The sequence below is a fragment of the Arthrobacter sp. 05L417 genome, from assembly GCF_056397865.1.
In genome coordinates this window covers 48,450-67,656 of sequence record NZ_JBFTOG010000007.1, presented here as the reverse complement: position 1 = coordinate 67,656, position 19,207 = coordinate 48,450, and the positions used below count along the sequence as shown (strand labels likewise).

At 63.7% G+C, this 19,207-nt stretch carries 14 protein-coding genes; 4 read left to right on the top strand and 10 right to left on the bottom strand.

The window, feature by feature from the left end:
* Nucleotides 1-31: 31 nt before the first annotated feature.
* Both AC1DJW_RS08285 and polA read right to left on the bottom strand, forming a co-directional pair.
* Nucleotides 32-1,348 carry a GNAT family N-acetyltransferase gene (locus AC1DJW_RS08285; protein ID WP_476901125.1) on the bottom strand — a complete coding sequence of 439 codons (1,317 nt, stop codon included), beginning with the start codon at nt 1,346-1,348 and terminating at the stop codon, nt 32-34.
* Between the two features lie 86 nt (nt 1,349-1,434).
* Nucleotides 1,435-4,077, bottom strand: a complete 2,643-nt coding sequence (gene polA / locus AC1DJW_RS08280; RefSeq protein ID WP_476901152.1) for a DNA polymerase I — start codon at nt 4,075-4,077, stop codon at nt 1,435-1,437.
* A gap of 217 nt (nt 4,078-4,294) precedes the next feature.
* On the opposite strand from polA, the gene AC1DJW_RS08275 reads away from it, so the two are divergent.
* A complete protein-coding gene (locus AC1DJW_RS08275) occupies nt 4,295-4,762 on the top strand; it encodes a hotdog fold thioesterase (protein ID WP_284752751.1) in 468 nt (155 codons plus the stop codon).
* Here the strand turns inward: AC1DJW_RS08275 and AC1DJW_RS08270 are convergent.
* From AC1DJW_RS08270 to AC1DJW_RS08240, 7 genes are all read right to left on the bottom strand, one after another.
* Nucleotides 4,715-5,311 (bottom strand): dihydrofolate reductase family protein, encoded by a 597-nt coding sequence (locus AC1DJW_RS08270; protein ID WP_459340484.1) that lies wholly within the window; start codon nt 5,309-5,311, stop codon nt 4,715-4,717. The two genes, AC1DJW_RS08275 and AC1DJW_RS08270, sit on opposite strands and share 48 nt — an antisense overlap.
* A 36-nt stretch (nt 5,312-5,347) precedes the next feature.
* The gene (locus AC1DJW_RS08265; RefSeq protein ID WP_284752749.1) at nt 5,348-5,569 is read right to left on the bottom strand and encodes a hypothetical protein; all 222 of its coding nucleotides are present in this window, start codon (nt 5,567-5,569) and stop codon (nt 5,348-5,350) included.
* Nucleotides 5,566-6,780 (bottom strand): inorganic phosphate transporter, encoded by a 1,215-nt coding sequence (locus AC1DJW_RS08260; protein WP_284752748.1) that lies wholly within the window; start codon nt 6,778-6,780, stop codon nt 5,566-5,568. Before AC1DJW_RS08260 ends, AC1DJW_RS08265 begins: the two co-directional genes overlap by 4 nt.
* A 173-nt stretch (nt 6,781-6,953) precedes the next feature.
* On the bottom strand, nt 6,954-7,451 hold the full coding sequence (locus AC1DJW_RS08255; RefSeq protein WP_390277583.1) for an HAD domain-containing protein: 498 nt from the start codon (nt 7,449-7,451) through the stop codon (nt 6,954-6,956).
* A 53-nt stretch (nt 7,452-7,504) separates the two neighbouring features.
* Entirely contained in the window at nt 7,505-11,563 is a 4,059-nt protein-coding gene (locus tag AC1DJW_RS08250) for a Pls/PosA family non-ribosomal peptide synthetase (protein ID WP_476901124.1), read from the bottom strand.
* Nucleotides 11,564-11,616: 53 nt separating this feature from the next.
* Nucleotides 11,617-12,936, bottom strand: a complete 1,320-nt coding sequence (locus tag AC1DJW_RS08245; RefSeq protein ID WP_476901123.1) for a diaminobutyrate--2-oxoglutarate transaminase family protein — start codon at nt 12,934-12,936, stop codon at nt 11,617-11,619.
* A 196-nt stretch (nt 12,937-13,132) separates the two neighbouring features.
* Nucleotides 13,133-14,629 carry an aspartate kinase gene (locus AC1DJW_RS08240; protein WP_476901122.1) on the bottom strand — a complete coding sequence of 499 codons (1,497 nt, stop codon included), beginning with the start codon at nt 14,627-14,629 and terminating at the stop codon, nt 13,133-13,135.
* 160 nt (nt 14,630-14,789) lie between these two features.
* On the opposite strand from AC1DJW_RS08240, the gene kynA reads away from it, so the two are divergent.
* From kynA to AC1DJW_RS08225, 3 genes are read left to right on the top strand one after another with little or no spacing between them, the layout of a single operon-like run.
* Entirely contained in the window at nt 14,790-15,659 is an 870-nt protein-coding gene (kynA, locus tag AC1DJW_RS08235; RefSeq protein ID WP_390277591.1) for a tryptophan 2,3-dioxygenase, read from the top strand.
* A 39-nt stretch (nt 15,660-15,698) separates the two neighbouring features.
* On the top strand, nt 15,699-16,937 hold the full coding sequence (kynU, locus tag AC1DJW_RS08230; RefSeq protein WP_284752743.1) for a kynureninase: 1,239 nt from the start codon (nt 15,699-15,701) through the stop codon (nt 16,935-16,937).
* The gene (locus AC1DJW_RS08225; protein ID WP_476901121.1) at nt 16,934-17,788 is read left to right on the top strand and encodes a PaaX family transcriptional regulator; all 855 of its coding nucleotides are present in this window, start codon (nt 16,934-16,936) and stop codon (nt 17,786-17,788) included. Before kynU ends, AC1DJW_RS08225 begins: the two co-directional genes overlap by 4 nt.
* Here the strand turns inward: AC1DJW_RS08225 and AC1DJW_RS08220 are convergent.
* Nucleotides 17,740-19,143 (bottom strand): MFS transporter, encoded by a 1,404-nt coding sequence (locus AC1DJW_RS08220; protein WP_284752741.1) that lies wholly within the window; start codon nt 19,141-19,143, stop codon nt 17,740-17,742. The two genes, AC1DJW_RS08225 and AC1DJW_RS08220, sit on opposite strands and share 49 nt — an antisense overlap.
* Nucleotides 19,144-19,207: the final 64 nt, after the last annotated feature.

Genomic DNA, 19,207 nt, shown 5'->3' with positions numbered 1-19,207 from the left:
TCTGTTGTTGATCCTGCGTGTGGAGATGTGCCTAGAAGTGCGTCAGGCAATGGGCGGGGCGTTCGACGGCGAACATGTGCTGGGCAGCCAATGCTGCTCCGGGCGTGTGCTCACGGATCCGGCCTGCCGAAGCCAAGATTACAGGACTGACGGCACCCAAATAGACAGACCCCAGGTCCGTGACATCCATGCTCAGGTCCGGGCCCGATTCCTGGCTCCCGCCACTCGACTCACTGACGGTGACGACGCCGCCGTCGGACGTCAATTCCCACATACCGTCGGCAAAACCAAGCGCATCCCGGACTTCCAGCACCAAGCGTCCATCGGCGCCGTAGCGGCGGGCTGACAAGGCCGCAGGGACGTCCAGGACGCGCAACCACAACATGTCGCGATAGTCGGAGGACGTGACGCAACGTCCGTCCTCGAGCGCCCACGCCAGCGGGTCTTCAACGGGGGCTTCAGGCCAGGAGACCTGTTCGATGAGATCGAGGCTGCCCAGGAATTGCCACAGTTCCAGGTACGCGGAGTCCGTCGCGGCGACAAGGTCCACGACTTCCACGGTGTATGGCTTCGTTTCCCAGCCGGCGAACTTGTAGGACACGTAGCCGTCAATGGTGCCATCGGGTGCGTAGTGGAGCGCACATTTGATGGCCTTGTCCTCACTGCCGTCGCGCTTCATGGCCCCGGACACGTGATGGCGGTAGGAGTCCTGCCTCACGATGGACCCCGGCGTGCGGTGGTGAGCGCGTTCGAAAACCTCGGGCGCGAGTTCGAGAAGGACTCTTGGATCTGCGATCTCCACCCGACCAACGGGCTCGTGCCGGACGCGGAATTTCGGACCGGTGTCAACCTTGATGCTCCGCTCAAAGGTTGCGACGCCAAAGCCAAAGCGGCCGTAGATGGATGCCTCGGACGCGGTCAGGGCGGCCATGGCGAAGCCGTCATCCTTGGCATCGGCGAGATCCACGGTCATCATCCCCCGCAGGATGCCGTGCCGCCGGTGCGTTCCGCGGACGGTGACAGCCGTGATCTGGCGGGTCCGCAGTTCCTGGCCGAAGCCAACATTCAGCTTGTTTTCCAGCGTTCCAAAGGTAGCCACCGGAAACCCCGGGTTGAGCGCGTGCAACGGTGGTTCGTCGTTGACGTAGACGCCCGTCAGCTCACGGTTGTCCGCTTGGTACATCGCGAGGATCTTGTCGATGAGCTCATCGCTTCGTTGCTCGTCGTGGAATCCGAAGCCGACGGCCCGGAGCCAATCACGTGCTTGTCCGTAGTCAGGGTTCTCCTTGTCGACGGAACGAAAGCGCTTGACGTTGTATTTTTCCTTGGTTTCCTTGGGATCAGCCACGTCCCGAGCCTAGCCAGACAGCACGGGGCACGCCACCATAGCGGCGGCGTGCCCCGTGCGAGCCTGCAAGCAGGCCGGTGCGCCTGCTAGTGGCCGGCGTCGTACCAGCTGGAGCCGACACCTACCTGCACGTCCAGCGGGACCGTGAGCTGGGCTGCCGTCCCCATTTGCTCGGTGACGAGCTTTTCGACCGCTTCGCGTTCGCCGTGGGCTACCTCGAGCACGAGCTCGTCATGGACCTGCAGCAGCATCCGGGACTTCAGCCCCTGGCTGGTCAACTCGGCAGAGACGCCGAGCATGGCCCGCTTCATGAGGTCCGCCGCCGAGCCCTGGATGGGCGAGTTCAGCGCGATGCGTTCGGCGATCTCCCGGTGCTGGCGGTCCGTGCTGGTCAGGTCCGGAAGATAGCGGCGGCGGCCCTCGATCGTGGAGGTGTAGCCGTCGATCCGGGCCTGCTCCACCACGCCACGCAGATAGTCGCGCACTGCGCCGAAGCGGTCGAAGTAGTCCTTCATGAGGGTCCTGGCCTCGTCGACGGAGATTTCCAGTTGCTTGGACAGGCCGAACGAGGTAAGCCCGTAGGCCAATCCGTAGGACATCGCCTTGACCTTGGAGCGCATGGCACCGGTGACCTCTTCCGGCGCAACGTTGAAGATGTGCGAGCCGACATAGCGGTGCAGGTCTTCACCCTCCTTGTACGCCTGGATGAGTCCTTCGTCGCCGGACAGGTGCGCCATGATACGCATTTCGATCTGCGAGTAGTCAGCCGATAGCAGGCATTCGTAGCCCTCACTGACGACGAAGATCCCGCGGACGCGCCGGCCTTCCTCACTGCGCACCGGGATGTTCTGCAGATTGGGGTTGTTCGAGGAAATGCGCCCCGTGGCCGCGACGTTCTGCGCGTACGTAGTGTGGATACGTCCGTCCTCAGCCACTGATTTCTTGAGCGTCTCCAGCATTTGGGCCAGCTTGGAGGATTCCCGGTGAGCCATGAGCTGCACCAGGAACTCGTGGCCGGTCTTCTCAAGGAGCGCCTTCAGCGAGGCGGCGTCCGTGGTGTAGCCGGACTTGATCTTCTTGGTTTTGGGCAGGCCAAGTTCTTCGAAGAGGACGGTCTGGAGCTGCTTGGGAGAGCCAAGATTGACCTCGTGGCCGATTGCGGCAAATGCCTGCTCCTGGGCGTTGTCGATCACCTTCGCGAGGTCCGCGAGCTGTTCGTTCAGGCGTTCCGTAGAGATGGCAATGCCGGAGAGTTCCATCTGGGCCAGGACCCGTGCGACCGGCAGCTCCAGCGTGGTCAGGAGCGCCTCGGCCTTGCGCTCGGCGAGCTCGCTTTCGAAGTGCTTGCTCAGTGCGTGCACGACGGCGGCCTGCTGGACGAGCGCGCTGGCCGCGGCACCGTCCGGCCCATCACCAAGATCGAGTTCCAGCTGGCCGGTTTGGGCCGCCACAGCCGTGATGGTGATCCTCAAGTGGTGCTGGGCGAGTTCGGCGAGCTCGTAGCTGCGGCGGTCCGGCTGGATCAAGTAGCCCGAAATGGCGGTGTCGTCCACCACGCCTTCCAGGCCAAGTCCTCGGTGGTGCAAGGCCTTCAGAGCGTCCTTGAACTCGTGCATGACCTTGGCCTCTTCGGGATCCCGCAGCCATTTGGCCAGGACGGCATCAGCCGCAGCGTCCAAGGACGACAGCTCGATATAAGCGGCCCCGTTGGACCGCACGACGGCGAGGGCAGCGGCGTCGTCGCCAATCCGCCCGGGAACCAACTGCACGGCAACTGCGGCGCGGCTGCCCGAGCCCGCAGCGAAAAAGGCCTCCAAGGCGGCGGCGTCCTGCAGGACCGCGTAGTCGGGCGCGTCGATGGTTTCGGGAGGCGCTCCGGCTGTGTCGTCGCCGTAGAGTGCGAACAGCCGGGCACGGAGGGTCCTGAATTCGAGGGTGTCGAAGAGTGTCTCGACCTCCTGGCGGTTCGGGCGCGGCTCCTCGAGTTCGGCGAGCGTCACTGGGAGCTCAAGGTCTTTGAGGAGCTGGTTGAGGCGGCGATTGCGCTTGACGGCGTCGATGTTTTCCCGGAGGGCTCCTCCGACCTTGCCGCCGATGGAATCCAGGTTCTCCAGGATCCCTTCCAGGCCGCCGTAAAGGTTGATCCACTTGGCCGCGGTCTTGGGGCCGACGCCGGGAACGCCGGCGAGGTTGTCAGCGGACTCCCCTACCAGCGCGGCGAGATCGGAGTAGCGGGACGGGGGAACGAAGTACTTCTCTTCGATGGCTGCCGAGTCCATGCGGGGAATATTGGACACGCCCTGCTTCGGGTACAGGACGAACACGTTGTCGGTGATGAGCTGGAAAGCGTCGCGGTCCCCTGAAACCAGGAGGACTTCGTAGCCAGCGGCCTCCCCTCGCGCCGCGAGCGTGGCGAGGATATCGTCGGCCTCGTATCCGGGCATCTTGATGGTCTTGATGCCCCACGCTTCCATGACTTGGTCGATGAGGTCGATCTGTCCGCGGAACTCCGGCGGCGTCTCGTTTCGGCCACCCTTGTATTCGCTGTACTCCGCCTTGCGGAACGTCGTGTCGTCCGAGACATCGAATGCCACCGCAACGTGGGTGGGCTTCTGATCCTTGATGAGGTTGATCAACATCGACGTGAAGCCATGCACCGCGTTGGTGTGCTGACCCGAGGATGTGGCGAAGTTCTCAGCCGGCAGGGCATAGAACGCCCGGAACGCCATCGAGTGGCCATCAAGGACCAAGAGCCTCGGCCGGCCACCTGCCGCGGTGTCCGCAATGCTTGTTGAAGGGTCTGGTGCCGTTGCAGTGGCAGTTGATGTTGCTGTTCCAGTTGACGTTGCTGTTGCAGTTGATGTTGTTGTTCCAGTTGACACTGGCGTTGCCGTTGGAACTGAGTCCGGTTTGGTTGTTTCGCTCACAGGTGCCAGCCTAGTTGCCATGATGGACAATTTCACGCCGGGCCCGTTCACCGACGAACTCAATGCGGCCGGCGTTCCGCAGGAGTTGCACGGTTGGCTTTCCCGCTATGGCGTAGGCTCGCTCGTGGCGAAGATGGGCATCAAGTTCCTTGAACTGGGCCCTGAACGGACCGTCGCCACCATGCCGGTGGAAGGCAACACCCAGGTTGCGGGCATCCTCCACGGCGGAGCCCACGTGGTTCTCGCCGAAACCCTGGGCTCCTTCGCGGCGGCCCTGCATGCCGGAGCTGGACGCCACGTCGTAGGGATCGAGGTGGGCGCTACCCACCATCGCTCCATAGCAAGCGGCCTGGTCACCGGTACGTGCACTGCCATCCACTTGGGCGGTACGCTCGCCACCCATGAAATCGTCATGACCGACGAACACGGCCGACGGCTGTCAACTGCCCGGATTACCAACATGATCCGGGAGAACAGGGCCCGCTGACCCGGCACGCTTGGGGAACCTGTAGCGCACCTCGACTGCCGCGCCACCCAGGGTGCGGGACGAGATCAACTCAAGCGGCGCCGTCGGGCTCTCGACAGGCAACAAGCGCTTACCGGAACCCAAGGCGACCGGGATAAGGGTGACAATCATCTCGTCCAGCAGGCCGGCCTTGGCGAACTGGGCTACCAGGTTTCCACCGCCAACCAGCCACACGTTCTTGTCGCCGGCGTCGGCAATCAGGTCCGGCGCGAATTCCTCAACCTCGCCACGCACGAACGTGACGTCCGCGCCGGGCGGCGCCGCGTATTCGCGGTGGGTGAAGATCCAGCATGGAACACCCGGATACGGCCATTTGCCCGGTTCATGTTCCATGAGCCAGCGATAGGTCTGGCCGCCCATGACTATGCAGCCGATGCCCGCCATGAAGTCTTCGTAGCTTTCGGTGACACCCTCGGCCTCTTCGAACTGGAGCAGCCAGCCGAGATCGTCATCCTTGGTAGCGATGAACCCGTCAAGCGAGGATGCCACGTAGTACTGGAAATCCGCCATGGCCCCACCCTACCCATGAGGCGGCGGCGTTCCCAGCTACTTCGTGAAGTACGGAACGATCAGATAGATCCCGAAAAGCACGGCGATTCCGCAAGCCGCGAAACACACGTACGCAAGGGACCGCACCATGACCGGCGACTTCTGCCGGGCGTCCCCCGCGATGGCGGTGAGGCGGACACCGAGCGAATACAGCACTACGAGGAGCACGGCTGCCACAAGGGTCGCGCCGGCCACCTGCACCAGATCCAACCACTTCATGCCTGGATGTCCTTACTCATGCTTTTGCTCAGACTCTGTTTCTTGGCGTTCTTCTTGCGGAAGCGGACTGCGGTGCCGGCTTCTTCGACTTCGACGGCGTTGTGGTGGCCCACGTGCGACTTCCTCGAGTAGATGAACATGTAGACGACGACGGCGGTGCCCACGACTGCAGCGATAACCACGCCGACAGTGCCTGTACCGATGAGGAACGCGGTCAAGGCGCCCACGATCGCAGCCGCAGGGAGGGTGAAGAGCCAGCCGGTGGCGATGCGCCCCACGGTTCCCCAGCGCACCGTGGTGCCTTTGCGCCCGAGGCCCGAGCCAATGACCGACCCGGAGGCCACCTGCGTGGTGGAGAGCGCGAAGCCGAGGTGGGAGGAAGCGAGGATGGCCGAAGCGGTGCTCGCTTCGGCAGAGAAGCCTTGGGCCGGCTTGACGTCGGTCAGCCCGGAACCCATCGTCCGGATGATGCGCCATCCGCCGGCGTAGGTTCCGATGGCGATAGCGAGCGCGCAGGCCCCGATGACCCAGAACTGCGGGCCGCTGCCGGCCGGCTGGGTTCCGGCGGCGATCAGGACGAGGGTGATGATGCCCATGGTCTTTTGCGCGTCGTTGGTACCGTGGGCCAAGGCGACAAGGCTCGAGGTGAAGATCTGGCCGGTACGGAATCCGCCGCGTTTCTGGGTCAGCTTGTCGCCGGTTTCGGGGTCATGCCGGGACGTCAGGGCGTAGGCCAGCTTGGTGCATAGATAGGCCACGGCACCGGCGAGCAGCGGCGAGAAGACGGCCGGAAGGATGACCTTCTGGAGCACGGTATCGAAGTTGACGGCGTGGAATCCGATGCCGACGATCGCCGCCCCGATGAGGCCGCCAAAAAGCGCGTGCGAAGAACTCGACGGCAGCCCCTTGAGCCACGTGAACATGTTCCACAGGACGGCCCCCATCAGCCCGGCGAAGATGATCTCCGGCGTGATGTGGATACCGTCCGTGCCCTCTCGGATAAGTCCTCCCGAAATGGTCTTCGCCACTTCGGTCGAGAGGAACGCGCCCACGAGGTTGAGCACCGCGGCCAAGGCAACAGCCGTCTTGGGTTTGATGGCACCCGTGGCGATCGGAGTCGCCATGGCGTTCGCAGTGTCGTGGAAGCCGTTGGTGAAGTCAAAAAATAAGGCCAGCGCTATGACAAGCGCGACCATGAAGGTGATTCCCACCTGGTGCCCAATCTGCAGAGTCGATGATGCGCAGTTCCACTTCCCCGGGCCTGCCCAACAAAAAACAGTTCAGCACGCGTTCATCTGACTGTACTGGCGGAATTAACTATGGCGGCGTGAAACCTTAAGAATCTTACGTGCCATTGCCGGCATGGCAAAACGTAGGCCCAGCATCATCCAAGGAATTGCCGAACAGCCGCGATATCGCTGCGTGACAGGCCCCGCCGCGGGTCCGGTGAGATCCAAAGCACACGGTTGCCGAGGAACTCGGCCCAGGACCGGGCAGCGGCTTCATGGTTCAGCTGATCGTCCATCCACACGATGCGTTCGGCTCCGGATTCCTGGACGTCCTTCTGCAAGACGTCCAGCTTCCACCAATCGGCGGTCTGGTCCCAACCGTCGCTGGTCAGGACGGGCCAATGCTCGCCATGGAGACCGATTGCAGGGCACAGGAACTCAGGGGCGAGCCGCTGCCACGTGGTCAGCCAAACAAACCTCGCCGCGGGGTGCGCGGCCAGCTCATTGAGTTCGCCAACCAGTTCGGACGCGTAAACGACGTCGAGGATTCCGGCGTCGGCGATTTTCCATTCCGTACCCCAATCAGTGAAGCCCATGGGACCGAAGGGGTTCACCACGCCGTCGACGTCCAGATACAGCGACACGGTGGTCATGCAGTCCCCCTCCCGGACGTGCCAACAAGGCCAGCGTAAGCCACGCGTTGGCGTTATAGCAGTCCGGGGACCGTTTGCCGGGTCAGTTCGCGTGCAGGATTGCCGCCGAAGATGCCGCCGGCCGGGACATCCTCGCCCTTCATCAGGAACGAGTCGGCTTCGAGTTCCGAGCCGTCATGCATGGTGGTGCCGTAATGGACGAACGCACCCACGCCCAGGGTGCAGCCGGCGCCAAGGGTGATGGCATCGAGTTTGAACGCGCCGTCCTCCATGGAGTGGCATTGCGCCACGGCGTAAGCGTTGAGGGTGCAGTAGTCCCCGATGGTGACGAGGGTCTTTTCCGGGATCCCGCAACCGTCGTCGAAGACCTTCTTGCCCATCCGGACGCCCAGGATTCGCCAGATCACGGGTTTGAAGGGCGTGCCGTTGAACATTTGCACGATTCCCCCGGCGCCGAGTTTCCAGTAGCGCTCGTGCCGCCAGAAGGGCACTTCGTAGATGGAGCAGAAGGTCGGAGAAAGTCGTCCAAAGCCGAGGGACGCCCGCTCCACGAGGACCATCAGGACGCCCGTGGTGATGACCATTGTTCCCAGCGCAGCCACCGCAGAGAGCCCCCCTGCGGCGGGAAGGAAGGCCTGCGATGCCCAGGCGGCGAGGAGAATCACGTACAGTTCAGCCCACCGGGCAAGCAGGTAGAGGATCACCGTCACGGTGTTGTGTACGTTCTTTGCAGGGATCCGGCGCCGCAATTCCTCCGCCGTCCTGAACCGATCAAAGGTGTTGTCACGGTCCACGGTGCGCGGTATTTCAAAGGGCGGTGAGCCCAGGAGGCCCACCCCCTCGCGTAGCGGACCGTCCAAAGGCACCATGGTCTTGGTCCCCAGGAGGCAGTTGTCCCCAATCCTGGCTCCGGCGGGATAGGCGATGTTGTTGCCGAAGAAGCTCCTGGCCCCGATGGTGGCGGGCGAAAGGCGGAAAGCGGTGTTCGAGTAGTCGGCATTGATGATTGAAAGCCCATCCGAGACCATGGTGCCGCTGCCGACCGTAGTCAGTGTGGGGCTGTCATGCTTCAGCCCGACGCCGAAATTGGATCCGGTCTGCACCATGTCCGGTTGGTGATAGCCCAGGACGTCCAGGTAGTACACGATCAGGGAACTGTCTCCGGTGAGCTGGAGGAGTGCTTTGAGGTTGGTCAGCCGCTGGGCTGTCCGCAACAGTCCGAAGCGGACGCCGTAGAGGGGGTAGTCCTTGCCTGGAACCAGAAGCAACGCCAGCAGCCTCGGAACGGTGGCGGCGACGGCGAAAGCGGCCAGGATGCTGCCGAAAAGAAGGACGGCGGAGATCAGCAGAAGCGCTTGCCAGAATAGCGGCTTGGCCGGGTTTGTTTCGCCTGTGGGGAGGGAAGCGAGTACGACGTCGATGACTCCAAGCCCGATGGACGACACCAGTACCACGTGGACCACCACGGTCCAGAAACTGAAACTGGCCCGGCGGGCCGTCCCGGACGCGGCTTGTCCCGCCCTGCGATAGCTGGTGTTGGTGGGCTCGGCCGGGGAGCCGGCCCAGGCGCCGCCGGGCGGAATACTCTGGAAGCGATGCAGGCAGGAGCTGTGCCCCAGTTGGGCGTCGTCGCCCATGGCCGTGTCAATCTCCAGCGTCGTTTGTTCGCCGATCAGGACGTTTCGGCCTAGGATGACGGGCCCCGTCTGGATCCGGCCGGCGTGGGCACGGTAGCAGCTGAACGTTGAGTCCCTCCGGATCACTGTGTCCGCTCCCACAGTCAGCAAGTCGGTGCAGGCCGGAATCCTTGAGGAGAGGATGGTTACCCTCGGGCCGATCCTGGCCCCCAGCGCCCTGAGGTACAGGGGGAAGACCGGTGTCCCGACGAACAAGCGGACAGGGCTTGTGTTGACTAATGTCTTCACGAACCAGAAGCGGACGTACCGCAAGGACCAGAGAGGGAACTCCTCGGCCTTCCACCGGCCGATGAGCGCCCATTTGAGCGCAATGGGCATGACTGCCAGGGCCAGGAACGATATGGTGCCGACGACGACGGAGCGCGCCACGAGGACGCCCGGCTGCCGGGACCCGCCGATCCACTGTTCGCCGGCGGAGGGGATGAGCACGACGACGTACGCGTAGGCCAGGGCGGCCAAGGCCTGCAAAACCCCGCACAGCAGGTACTGGGCAGTCCCCACTCGCAGGAACGGTTCAGCCGTCGCAGTTCCCCTCCCTCCGGCGCCGACCCCCGCCAGTGCCTCGTCGTTCGCGGCGTCGAGGGCGGCCGCCAATGCGGCGATGGTCGGATATGCATAGATCTCGCGCATCGAGACTGAGGGTGAGTTGGCTTCCTTGCGGACGTTGGCGCAGAAATGCGCCATCAGCAGGGAGTTTGCCCCGAGGTCGTTGAAGAAGTTGGCGGTGGTGGAAACCGACGTGAGCCGGAGCGCCGCAGCCAAAGCCGGGGCGAGGATCCGTTCCGTGGGCGTCACCGGACTGGTGTCAGCGAAGTCTGTACTGACCGTGCGCGGCCCGGCGGGATGTGGAAGGCGGCTGCGGTCCACTTTCCCGCTGACCATCATCGGCATGGTCCGGAGGGACTGGAAATAGCCCGGCACCATGTAGGCGGGAAGCCGCTCGCGCAGCCAGGCACGGATGTCTCCTCCTGCCACCTCGGGGACGTTCTGGTGCATCGTGTAGTAGGCGGCAAGTTCCGTGATTCCCGGCTCGGGCTCCCACGTCTTCACAACGGCCATCGCTATCCCGGGTATCTGCAGAAGGACGTTTTCGATTTCGCTCAGCTCAATCCGATAGCCTCGGACCTTCACCTGTGTGTCGGCGCGGCCGTGGTACTCGATCTCGTCGTCGTCGTTGAACCGGCCCAGGTCACCCGTGCGGTAAATGCGATGGGAGGGGTTGTCCGCCAAGCCCAGGAAATCGGGAATGAAGGCCCTTTCTGTCAGCTCGGGCCGGTTGATGTACCCCCTGGCGAGCCCCACCCCCGCCAGACCGATTTCGCCCAGCTCGCCGTGAGGCAAGGCGCGGTCCTGGACGGGATCCAGGATGACCGCCGAGTAGCCGGGCAACGGTTTGCCCAGGGTCACGGGCTTGCCGGGCTCCGCCGTGCCCCAGGTTGCCGTCACGGTCGCTTCGGTGGGCCCGTAGACATTCAGGAACCGCCGGCCGGGCCGGTGCCAACGCTCCACAAGGTCCTCCGGGCAGGCTTCACCGGAGACGAGCAGGAACCGCAACCCGGGCAGGTCGTCATCGAGCGTGGCGAGCAGGGTCGGCACGCAGCAAAGGGCGGTGATGTTCCGGGCCTCGATGAACTCGGCAAGATCCGGCCCGAGGAGGTTGTTCCCGGGCGGTCGGGGCACCAAGGTGGCCCCCACCATCCAAGGCACCCAGATCTCCTCCACGGAGAAGTCGAAAGCCGTGGTCATGCCCTGGTAGACCCGGTCGCCGGAATCGTAGCCGTAGGTTTCGGCGGCAATCCGTACGAAGTGGCAGATGCTGGCGTGGGCTATGGCTACTCCCTTTGGCCGTCCGGTGGATCCCGAGGTGTAGATGATGTAGGCCAGTCCGTTGGCCGGGGACTCCTGTCCCGCCCAGCCCAAGCGGGAGGGTTCGAACGCGGCAATGCGGCGGTCCTCCTTGTCCATGCGAACCGCGGGGGCCGCAGTCCCGGTCAGGAGGCTGTCCGCGAGGCGGGAGACAGTCAGGATCATGGTGACGTCCGCGTCGGCGGCAATGTAGGCAATTCTCTCTGGAGGGAACGCCGGGTCGAGGGGCACGTAGACGGCATGGACCTTGAGGACCGCGAGCATGCTGACATAGGACCACACCGGGTCATCGAACAGCAGTGCGATTCTTTCGCCCGGGCTCACACCGCGGGCAAGGAGGTAGCGGGCGAGCTGGTTGGCCCGGGAGTCGAGTTCTTCATAGCTGAGCGAACCATCCGCTGTTTCCACGGCCGGATGGCGGCTGCGGCCTTCGGCTCGTTGCCGGTCGCACCGGTCCTCGAAGAGCTCCTCAAGCCGCTCGCCCGGGCTCCACCGGATCGTGTTGCCCTGCCTTGTGTTGCCCTGTGTCGTACTGCCCTGAGCAGTCACGTGCCTTCCCATGTTCCCCTCCCGGTCCTGTCCCTGTGTCCGGCCGGCGGGCCCTATCGGACCGCCCCTGCCTTGGCACTCTGTCCTGCGATGGAACTTTGTTCGGCAATGGCAGCCAGCAGCAGCCCGCAAGCGGCGTCGACGAGTTCCGCCGTGATGTTCAGCGGCGGCAAGAGCCGGACCACGCAGTCGTCCCGCCCGCCGCATTCCAGGATCAGGCCCCGCTCCAGGGCATTTCGCTGCACTGCGCGGGCCAGGTGTCCGGCAGGACGTCCTGTCCCCGGATCGCGGAACTCGATTCCCCACATCAGGCCCCGGCCCCGTACCTCGCGCACCCAGGGGTTTGCGGTCAAGGGCGCGAGGAGCCGGGCAATCTGCGCGCCGCGGCTACGGACGTTGCCGAGAACGTCGTCGCGCCGGATGATCTCCACGGCTGCAGCCCCCGCGGCGAATGCCAACTGGTTTCCGCGGAATGTCCCGGTGTGGGCACCCGGGAGCCAGAGGTCGAGGTCCTTGTTGTAGATGATCAGCGCAACGGGGAGGCCTATTCCGCTAAGGGCCTTGGATGCCACGATGACATCGGGCTCGATCCCGTACTGCTCGAACGCGAACCACGTTCCGGTGCGCCCGCACCCGGTCTGGATCTCATCGATAATCAGCGGGATGTCCAGCTCACGGGTCACCCTGCGCACGGTTCGCGCGAATTCGACGGTGGCCGGTACAACTCCCCCCTCGCCCTGGACCATTTCCATGATGACGGCTGCGGGAAGTGGAATGCCCCCGAGCGGGTCTTTGAGGGAATGTTCGAAGAATTGGACACAGTTGGTCGCACAAGTCTCCGGGCGCAGGCCTACGGGACACTGCGCACAGTAGGAATAGGGGAAGAAGTGAACTCCGGGCATCCCGTTCGCCACCGGTTGCTTCTGTTCAACTAGTCCAGTCAACGCCATCCCCACGGCACTGCTGCCATGGAATGCTCCCTGGAAGCACACGATGTCCCCGCGTCCGGTGGCGGTCTTGCACAATTTGATGGCAGCATCCACGGCATTTGCACCGGTTGGTCCGCAGAAGTGGATCTTCATCCGATCGCCAAGTCCCCAAGGAAGCATGGACAGCTGTGCGCTCGTGAAGGCGTCCTTCACCGGCGTCGGGAAATCAAGCCCATGGCTCAAGATCCGCACTTGTTCCGCCACGACCTCGACCAGCTCCGGATGGCTGTGCCCGAGGGACAAAACCCCGGCACCGGCTAGGAAATCAATGAAGACATTGCCATCGACGTCCCGCACAAAGGCACCGGAGCCCTCGGCAATCGCGATGGGAAGATGCCGCGGATAGGTACGGGCATTGGATTCGTGGAGTTCCTGGCGAGCCAACAATTCAGCAGATCCGGGTCCTGGCAGGGGCCCGGTTACATGTGCCGAGGTCAAGGTAGCCTGCTGCGGGTGTGTGTGTGCATGGCGATCGGGTCCTTATCCCGTGGATCCGCGGCGGCGGATCAATGACTGAGCGCGTCCCGCTGCCGTGCCTTTTGCGACGCGGGGAAGATGGGGTGCCGGCGCTGCGGCCCCGCTACGGCGCTTTGCTGGCCTCCTCTCCTGACTGGTCCTGCCCTGCCTGCTCCTGTCCTGCCGGGTCCTGTCCTGCCGGGTCCTTTCCTGCCGGGTCCTTTCCTGCATGGTCCAGCCCGAAGGCGAACCGCACGGAGCGCTGCGCGTCCTCGAGCGCTGCCGCGCGGACAACGACGTCGATGCGCATGTCGGAGGCCGAGATCAGCTCGATCTCGGCTCCCGCGTCCGAAAGGGCCTTGAAGAGCCGCGAAAAGACCTGGGCGTCAGTGCGCAGGCCCACCCCGATCAGCGACAGCCTGCCGATCTGGCCGTCGTACTGGAGGTCGATGAAGCCGATGGCCCCCTGGGCAGCGGACAAGGCCTCACGGACACGGAATCCGTCCCGGCTGGGAATCGCCAGCGAAATGTCGCTGCCGCCGGTACGCGCGGCCGAGCTGTTTTGAACGACCATGTCAACCTGGGCGCGCGCGTCGGCAAGAAGCCCGAAGATTTCCGCAGACTTTCCCACCCCATCCGCGACGCCTATGACCTTTAGCTTCGCCACGGACCGGTCACAGAGAACTGCAGAGACCACTGGCTGCTCAACGGCCGGAGCCCGTTCCCAGACCGGCTTGTGGTCCCACACCGCCTCTTGGTCCTGGCTTGGGAGGATCAGGGTGCCCATGACACGGTTGAAAGACGAACGCACATGGATGGGGACGCCAAAACGGCGGGCATACTCAAGGCATCTGGCATGCACCACTTTGGAACCGGACGCAGCCAATTCCAGCATTTCCTCGTTTGAAATGACATCGATTTTCCGCGCGCGGGGAACGACCCGCGGGTCCGCGGTATAAACGCCATCGACGTCGGTATAGATTTCGCACATACCGGCCCCCAACGCGGCCGCCAAGGCGACGGCCGTGATGTCCGAACCGCCCCGGCCCAGCGTGGTGACCTCTTTCTTCTTGAGGCCCTTCCCTTGGAAACCAGCGACGATGGCAACTTCTTCGCGTTTCAGGCAGGCGCGGATATGGTGCGGGTCAACGTTGACGATGTGCGCCTTGCCGTGGATGCCGTCGGTAATCAGTCCGGCCTTCTTTCCGCTGAAGGTTCGGGAAGGGACACCAAGGTCGGACAGGGCAATCGCCAGGAGCGTCACGGAAATCCGTTCACCCGTGGTCAGCAACGCGTCAAGTTCGCTGGCGGGAGGACTGGGGCTGAGTGACACGGCCAGGTCAAGCAGTTCGTCGGTGGTGTCGCCCATGGCCGAAACCACCACCACCAGCGGGTGTCCGGCCTCCCGGGTCTCGGCGATCCGCCGGGCGACCCGCTTGATGGCTGCCGCATCGGCTACGGAGGAGCCCCCGTATTTCTGCACTATGAGGTCCCGGGCCCGAAGCTTTGAGCGTGTACGTAACGCCATCTGTTCGAGACCGAGGAAGTGTTCTAGGCCGTCTACCTCCGGATGCCGACGGTCTGCTGGTAAATCCCGAATGCTGACTGTCTGCTGGTACATGGAGCCTCCTGGAGCCCGCATACCCCCCCTGCCGATCTTACGACGTACAGACTCCGCCAGCGGTTCACTTAGGCAACAAAAAGTGGCCTTGGAACGTCAGTCACGCATCCTCAGATTTTCATTATCTTGACGTTCGTCATGATAGTGATACGATCAATGTATGGAAAACCGTACCGGCCACTCCGCCCAAAGCATCAGGCCTATCGAGGATTCGGTCCGCACCGACTTCAGCCAGGCCATGTCCTACGGCGGGTATCTGGACCTTGACCGCCTCCTCACTGCCCAGCACCCATTGAGCACACCCGAACACCACGACGAATTGCTGTTCATCATCCAGCACCAGACCAGCGAACTGTGGCTCAAACTGATCCTGCATGAGCTTCTTGAAGCCCGCCGGCTCCTTGATGTGGACAACCTTGCCAAGGCCCTCAAATGCATCGCGCGCGTCAAGGCGATCCAGCGGACCATGACCGAGCAGTGGTCTGTCCTGGGCACGCTCACTCCGCGCGAGTACTCCGAATTCCGGCGCTTCCTGGGCAGTTCATCAGGCTTCCAGTCCCACCAGTACCGCGGCGTCGAGTTCCTCCTGGGCAACAAGAACCGCGACATGCTCCGGGTCTTCGAGAGCGATCCGGCGGCGCACAGCCAGCTCAGCACCCTCTTGGAGGAGCCGACTCTTTATGACGCCTTCCTCGCAGTGCTGGCGAGGGCCGGTTATGCCGTTCCCGCCGACATCCTGGAACGTGACACGAGCGAACCGTGGACATTCCAGAAGGACCTTGTCCCGGTCTTCCAGGAGATCTACGAATCGGAAGCCACGCCTTGGGGTTTTTACGAGGCCTGCGAAGACCTCGTGGACATCGAGGACAACTTCCATGCCTGGCGCTTCCGCCACTTGCGGACAGTGCAGCGAACCATCGGATTCAAGGTGGGCACGGGAGGCTCCTCCGGCGTCGACTTCCTCAAGCGGGCCCTTGACCTGACTTTCTTCCCGGAGCTCTACGCCGTCCGCACCGAAATCGGCAACTGAACAGTAATTCCAAGCAACCCCAGCAGTTTCAGGAGAGACATGAACAGCGCGCAGCAAACGCAACGGCCGACGTCGGCGGAACTCGACGCCGCGGATCCCCTCGCCGGGCAGCGTGAGGCCTTTTACTCCCCGGCGGACGGCCAGCTCACCGCCTACCTTGACGGGAACTCGCTCGGAAGGCCGCTCAAGGCGACGTCGGCAAAGCTCGCGTCCTTCGTCGAGGACGCCTGGGGCAGCCGACTTATCCGCGGCTGGGACGAACAGTGGATGGACGAGCCCACTACGGTGGGCGACCGGATCGGCGTCGTCACCTTGGGTGCGGCCGCCGGCCAGGTCACCGTGGGAGATTCCACGTCCGTGATGCTCTACAAGCTCATCCGGGCAGCGGTAGACGCCCAGCCGGGCCGCGATGAGATTGTGGTGGACCGGGACAACTTCCCCACTGACCGTTTCATCATCGAGGGCATCGCCGCTGAGAAGGGCGCCACCATCAAGTGGGTCGCTTCCAATCCGGCCAGCGGCGTCCGGACCACGGACCTTGAGGGACTGCTCAGCGAGCGGACCGCCGTCGTCGTGCTCAGCCACGTGGCTTACCGTTCCGGTTTCCTGGCGGATGCCGCGGCAATCACCGCGATGGTCAAGGAATCCGGTGCTCTCATGCTCTGGGACCTGTGCCACTCGGTAGGCTCGGTCCCCCTCGAACTGGACGCCTGGGGCGTGGACCTTGCTGTGGGTTGCACGTACAAGTACCTCAATGGCGGCCCGGGCTCTCCCGCGTTCGCGTATGTCAGCGCGGCGCAGCAGGACCGCTTGCAGCAGCCCATTTGGGGCTGGATGGGCGCCGACAACCCTTTCGGCATGACAGAGAGCTACGCACCCGCCAAGGGGATCCGCAGCTTCATCACCGGCACACCCCCGGTGCTGGCCATGCAGCCGCTCAAGGACATGGTTGAGCTGATCGCGTCGGTGGGCATGGACGCCGTGCGGGAGAAGTCCATCAAACTCACCGAGTACGCAGCTGCCTTGGCCGAGGACATGTTGGTCCCCCTCGGTGCCGAGATTGTCAGCCCGCGCAACACCGCAGAGCGTGGCTCGCACATCACGGTGGACCATCCGTTGTTCGGCGAGGTGACCCAGACGCTTTGGGAGCGGGGTGTCATTCCGGATTTCCGCCCCCCGCACGGACTGCGGATCGGCCTCTCGCCGCTCAGCACCAGCTACGCGGAGGTTGAGCTGGGCGTGACCGCCATCCGGGACGCCCTCGCCGAGCTCCTGTGAGTGCCGTCCTCGACGACATGGACTCCCGGCCCGGGAGTACCACGTCGTTGCTGCGCACGGTGATCGGCTTGTACCTGCGCGACGCCGGCGGATGGATGTCCACCAGGCACATCATCGCCCTCATGGAGGCCCTTGGCGTGACCGCGGCTGTTTCCCGGACGGCCTTGTCACGGTTGAAGAAGAAAGAAATCGTCCTTCCGCAGCAGCGTCACGGTGTTCCCGGCTTCGCCGTCACCGAGGGCGCCGCATCGATGCTTGCCCGCGGCGACCGGCGGATATTCAACCCCCGCCTTATGTCCTCGGAGGACCGCTGGTGCCTCGTGTCCTTTTCCATTCCGGAAACGGAGCGCGAAAAACGGCACCAATTGCGGCGGCGATTGCACTGGATCGGCTGCGGCACGGTGGCAGCAGGGCTGTGGATCTGCCCGGATTCCCTTCGGGAGGAAGTGGAGGAGATCCTGGAGGACCTGGAACTGCGCGGCATGGCCACGGTTTTCGTCACGGATACTCCCTTGGTGGGCGGCAGCCTCCGCGATGCCGCATCCGCGTGGTGGGACCTGGACGCCGTGGCAGAACTGCATCGCGACTTCATCCGGCATCACGGTTCCGCGGCCGAAGAAGGCGGCCAGAGCAACGATTCCGACGGCGGCCCGGCCTCCGCCGAAATCTTCGCCCGTTATGTCCGATGCATTGACCGGTGGCGGATCATTCCGTACCTGGATCCGGGGCTGCCGGCGGAGTTCCTTCCCGAGGATTGGCCCGGCACGGCGGGAATCGCCTTGTTCGAGCGCCTAGGAGCCGCCTATTCACGGCCAAGCGCGGAGTTCGTCCGGACGATGTTGGAGGCATAGCCGCTGCCATCCTTTTGGGACGCCCGAAGCTCCATGCCCAGCAGGTAGGGCGCGCCTAGCTCCCCGATCGGCGTCTTCGCTGTTTCCCTCGACAAAGCTACGCAGACAGCGGCAATAGCCATGCAGGCGCACGCGAACACCGCCACGGGCACCCAGCCGTCAGCGCCTTTGCCGAGCAGCAGGCCGGCGATCAGCGGGCCGAAACCCGCGACCACCAGTCCTAGCTGGTTGCCAATGGCCATGCCGGAGTACCGGACGGGGGCCGCGAACAGTTCGGCGAAGTATGAAGGCCAGATGCCGTTGAAGCATGAGTAGAGCAGTGTCATGTTGACGAAGGCCGCGGCGAAAACCAGCCAGATGTTGCCGGTGGACAGCGTCCAGAAGTAGGCAAAGATCGTAGCCGAGCAGCCGATGGCTGCGGTCAGGAGCAATGGTCGCCGCCCCACTTTGTCCGATAGCCTCGCGACGAGGGGCATGACGAACATTGACAGTCCGATCGCCACGGCATTCACCGTAAGGATTGCCGTCTTGTCGAAGCCGGCCGCACCCGTTGCATAGGCCAAACCGAAGACGGTGAAGATGGTCTGCATGACCGACATGATGGACATCCCAATAACGCGCACCACGTCCATGGACTGGAACTTGAGCACATCGCGGATCGGCAAGGAAGCCACCGCATCCTTCTCTTTTGCGTCTTCGAAGACGGGAGTCTCATCCAGATGGGTGCGGACCCAGTAGGCGATGGCCAGGACCACAATCGACAGCCAGAAGGGGATCCTCCACCCCCAGCTCATGAGTGCGTCGCGGGGCAAGGCGGCGACCGGAATGAAGACCAAGGTGGCGAGGACCATCCCGGAGGCATAGCCGGTCATCACGAAACTGGTAAAGAAGCCGCGGCGGCCTTCCGGCGAGTGTTCCAGTGTCAGCGTCGATGCTCCCGCAGACTCAGCCCCGGCAGAGAAACCCTGCGCCAGGCGACCGGCAACCAGCAGGACCGGCGCCCAGTACCCTATCTGGCTGTAACTCGGCAGGAAGCCGATGCCCAGCGAAGAAAGGCCCATGACGCCGAGCGTGATGAGCAGGATCTTCTTCCTTCCCAATTTGTCGCCGAAATGGCCCATCACAAGCCCTCCCACCGGGCGCGCTATGTAAGCGACGCCGAACGTGGCAAAGGCGCCAATCAGGCCGACGGCGGGATCGTCGGAGGGAAAGAACAGCGGCCCGAAGACCAGCGCGGCCGCAGAGCCGTAAATGAAGAAGTCGTAATACTCGAGGGTGCTCCCGAGGAACGACGCGAGGGCTGCTTTTCCGGGGGTTTTGCGCATCGTTGCCTGTTTCCGGGTGGTTATTGCCATGGGGTTTCTCCTTGGGACGGCATTGTCTCTGTACGGACGGAGATCCGGGGGTGAGGAGATCAAC